General features: G+C 52.3%; 2 protein-coding genes. Both read left to right on the top strand.

Features of this window, described 5'->3' with window-relative positions:
* Nucleotides 1-2,646: DUF2339 domain-containing protein (locus SGI98_10460; protein ID MDZ4743823.1), on the top strand; the 2,646-nt coding region annotated here is incomplete at its 5' end.
* 181 nt (nucleotides 2,647-2,827) lie between these two features.
* Nucleotides 2,828-3,610: an alpha/beta hydrolase gene (locus SGI98_10465; GenBank protein MDZ4743824.1), complete on the top strand. Its 783-nt coding sequence runs from the start codon at nucleotides 2,828-2,830 to the stop codon at nucleotides 3,608-3,610.
* The last annotated feature ends 176 nt before the right edge of the window (nucleotides 3,611-3,786 follow it).

Consider the following 3,786-nt stretch of genomic DNA (forward strand, 5'->3'; position numbering starts at 1 on the left):
GCCCACCCCCTGCCTTCACAAGGTGCGGGAGAGCCTGTTCACACAGATGACTTTATACAATTTCGTCCGTCATCATCTGAGGGAGTGGCTCAGAAACCTGAAGTGCCCCCCGTCAAACAGGAGTCTTTTGAACTGCAGCTCGGTAAACACATCATCCCCGCTGTCGGGATCATTGTTTTGCTCACGGCTCTCGTTTTTGCCGGGAGTTATGTTTACAAGAATATTATCCATACCATCGGCCCCCTCGGTAAAGTGCTGGCCATGTACCTCCTCAGTGGAGGCCTTTTTGGATTGGGTGTGTGGCTGGAGAAAAAATACGAGATGGTGCAAAACTATGCCCGGCTCCTGATCGGGGGTGCGTGTGCGGCGGCCTACTATACGACTTATGCGGCCCATTACGTGGAGAACCTGCGTGTCATTGACAGTCCGGTGGTGGGCGGGCTCTTGCTCCTGGCGGCGGCAGGATTTATGATTTGGCAGGCGGCCCGGCGCGAATCAGAGACATTGGCCATCGTTGCGATTCTTTTGGGTTTTTATACGTCATCGATGAATGATATCCGGCTTTTCACCTTGTTATCGAATTTAATCCTGACCGGGGCAGCTGTCGGATTTATCCTGCGTTACAGTTGGTCGCGGTTATCGGTGCTGGGTGTTATTGGGGCATTCGGTAGCTATTTTTACTGGCGTTTTTTTGCGGCCCCATTCCCGTGGTCTGGTTCTTCGCCTCTGGGATTTGAGGATTTTATTCTAGGGATCGCATTTCTTACTTGTTACTGGTTTCTTTTCCTGTGTGCGGGTTTAAAGAAACTTGTTTGTCCGGACGACACGGCTGCACCTTCCCCGGCATTTTTAACGCTTAATAATGCTGCATATCTTGGTTTGGTGTATTTGAGTTGCCTCGGGGGATACAGCCATTACTTCTGGATATTTGCGGTGACATTTGGAGTGGTCTTGATTGGCTTGAGTTTCTTGATCCGTTTCCGTTTACCTGGGAATGAGGAGCTCGAGGAGCTTTTTCTGGCGAAAGGTACTGGGGTATTCACATTAGGTCTCGTCGACCGTTTATCAGGCCCGTCCCTTTCCTTTACCTTGGCTATCGAGAGTACGGTGCTCTTGATCTATTCTTCAAGCCGGAGAATGGGGGTTTCCCGGTTCTTTTCGTATCTTCTGGCTTTCGGAGCGATTGTTTATGGGATCGAAAAGATCAAGCATGCGGAATATATCTTTGGAGGGGCATTAACCGCGGTGCTTCTTTATAATGCATGGTGGGCCTCGCGCACATACGGGAAAGAATTATCCCAGAAGGAAGGATCAATCTTTCAGAACCTCTCCCTTGGCGGGATTTATTTCACGTTCCTTTCTGCGCTCGCCGTTTGGATGACCCTTCGTGGTGGGCTGGACATGATATGGTTGGCCCCCGCTCTCGCAGTAGGTGCTATCGTTTATGTGTTACTGAGCCATTCTTTATTCACGCGGGAGATTTCTTTCGGTAGTCATTTTCTGCTCTTTATTTCATTGGCCACATGGGCGGTGGATTATTTGGACCACCCAGTAAATATGATTCCTTGGTGGAATCCACTGGTCCTCATCCTGATTACATTAGGGTTATGCCGGTACTGGCAGTTAAACCGCCCGGAAGAACAAGTTTCCGGGGCTGGCTGGCAAGTTATATTCAGCATCTATGCTCTGGGATTTATCGGGGTGGCTTATTTCGGGTTTGCCCCACATTTTTCGCAGGGGACATGGATGGCTCTCTGTGCGGTGATCGGGGTATTCTTATTAGCTTATAGCCTATTGACCCGGCTCTGGCCACTCGCGGTTTTTTCCCAGATTTTTATCGCCGTGTCAGTGCTCAAATTCCTTTTTCTCATCGACCAGGGACATCCCCCCTTTTGGTTGGCCCTTGTCCCGCTTGTGCTCGTCGCTGCGACTGGCCTGTCCCTCCAAATGTATTTTGCCGCGGACCAGGATAAATTCTCCGGAAAAGTCGGTGGCGGGATCAGTTTGATTTACAAGGGAGTCGCTGGTTTGATGGCTATTTGCTGGATTTTCGAGTATATCGATCGGCCATTCCAGACACTGGTTTTTCTGGTGCTCGCGGCATTGTCCATGGCCTTGGCACAGTGGCTCAAGCGCCAGTTCCTTTTTGGTTATGGATTTTTATTAGGCATGATTGGTCTGCTTATTTATACTTTTTATATCGGACACCCTGCGGCGGCGGATCTATTAAATCTAACGGCGCTCATTGTTTTTCTGGGGCAATTTGAACTGTCTAAACGCCTCGGGTGGGAACAGCCTAAATGGAGGCCCCTGATGATCATGTCAGTGCTAGCGGGACTCTTATGTGTGTGGCAGAAATGGCTTTACCATGTCATCGCCGTCAATGAGTGGGCGAGCATGACCACGGTCTTTTGGTCCGCCTTGGCATTTGTCGTTTTTTCAGCAGGAATGCTTTGCAAGGAACGTGTTTACCGTTTGTCCGGCCTAGCAATCATGGCCTGTGCCCTCGCTCGGGCCCTTTTTGTGGATATTTGGGGCATGGGTGATATCTTCCGGATATTCAGCCTGATCGCCCTCGCTGTGGTTCTCTTGGCCGTCGGATTTATCTATAACCGTTATCAGGATAAGATCAAAGAGTGGCTCTAGAAGGGGAGGAGGGTGAGGGCCAGCAGGGCCGCTCGCCCTACACGCAGAGTTCGCGAAGGAACGTAAAGTCTTTTTGATTGGAGGGCGGTGCTTCTGCGCCGTCTTTTTTGATCAAATGCCCTTTTTTGTCTTTGCTCGGCCGCGCAATTTGTCCAGAGTCTGCGGGTATCCCCCCCCCCTTATGAAACAAATCCCTGCAACTATTCCCCTCTGGTCGAGTTCGCCTGAAATACGGCTGGAACTTTACCTGCCGACTAAACCTGTAGCGATGCCCGTGCCCTTGGTGATCGTGTGCCCGGGCGGGTGTTACGGGTTCATCTCGGAGACTGAGGCGAAACCAATTGCCACGAGACTCAATGAAGATGGTTATGCCGCCGCCGTACTTTATTACCGGGTGGCTCCCCATGGTTTTCCGGCACCCTACTCGGATGCCTGTCGAGCAGTACGCCTGATGCGGTCGCGGGCGGAGGAATGGAATCTGGACCCGGGGAAAATCGCATTAATGGGATTCAGTGCCGGTGGCCATTTATCCGCGCTCGTGGGCACATCCCCGGAGCTCTACCTGGACCCGGCAGATGATCTGGCCGGGAAAGTCAGTGCACGCCCGGACGGGATCATCCTTTGTTACCCGGTCATCTCCATGACGGAATTTGCCAATGAACTCTCCGTGCGCAATTTGCTCGGGGAAGACGTTTCCATGGACAAACGTCGGTTATTCTCCCTCGATAAAAGGGTGACACGTCAGACCCCACCGGTTTTTCTCTGGCACACCGCCAAGGATGATCCGGTTCCTCCCGAGAATAGCCTGACCTTTGCCGCCGCCTGCGTCGCGCATGAGGTGCCTCTGGAGCTCCATATTTTCCCCGGTGGTTACCACGGGATGAATCTCGCCCTCGAGGACTCCCCTATCGCCCAGTGGTCCGCCCTTTTGATCAAGTGGCTCGGACAATGGGCAAAGCGGTAATTTTCAAACCTCAGATAAATGGCGCGGGGTGAGCGGGTACACTTTTCCTTTGGAGTAATTTGCATCATACAGCGCGCGGAGATTCACAAAGGAAAAACCTGTCGAGCGGTGTGTAGGGCGACCGGCGCGGTGGCCACGGATCGGGCGGGCGGGCGCGTCCCCACCCGGAGGAATCA

It is taken from the genome of Verrucomicrobiota bacterium (genome assembly GCA_034440155.1).
In the GTDB taxonomy this organism is placed as follows: domain Bacteria; phylum Verrucomicrobiota; class Verrucomicrobiia; order JAWXBN01; family JAWXBN01; genus JAWXBN01.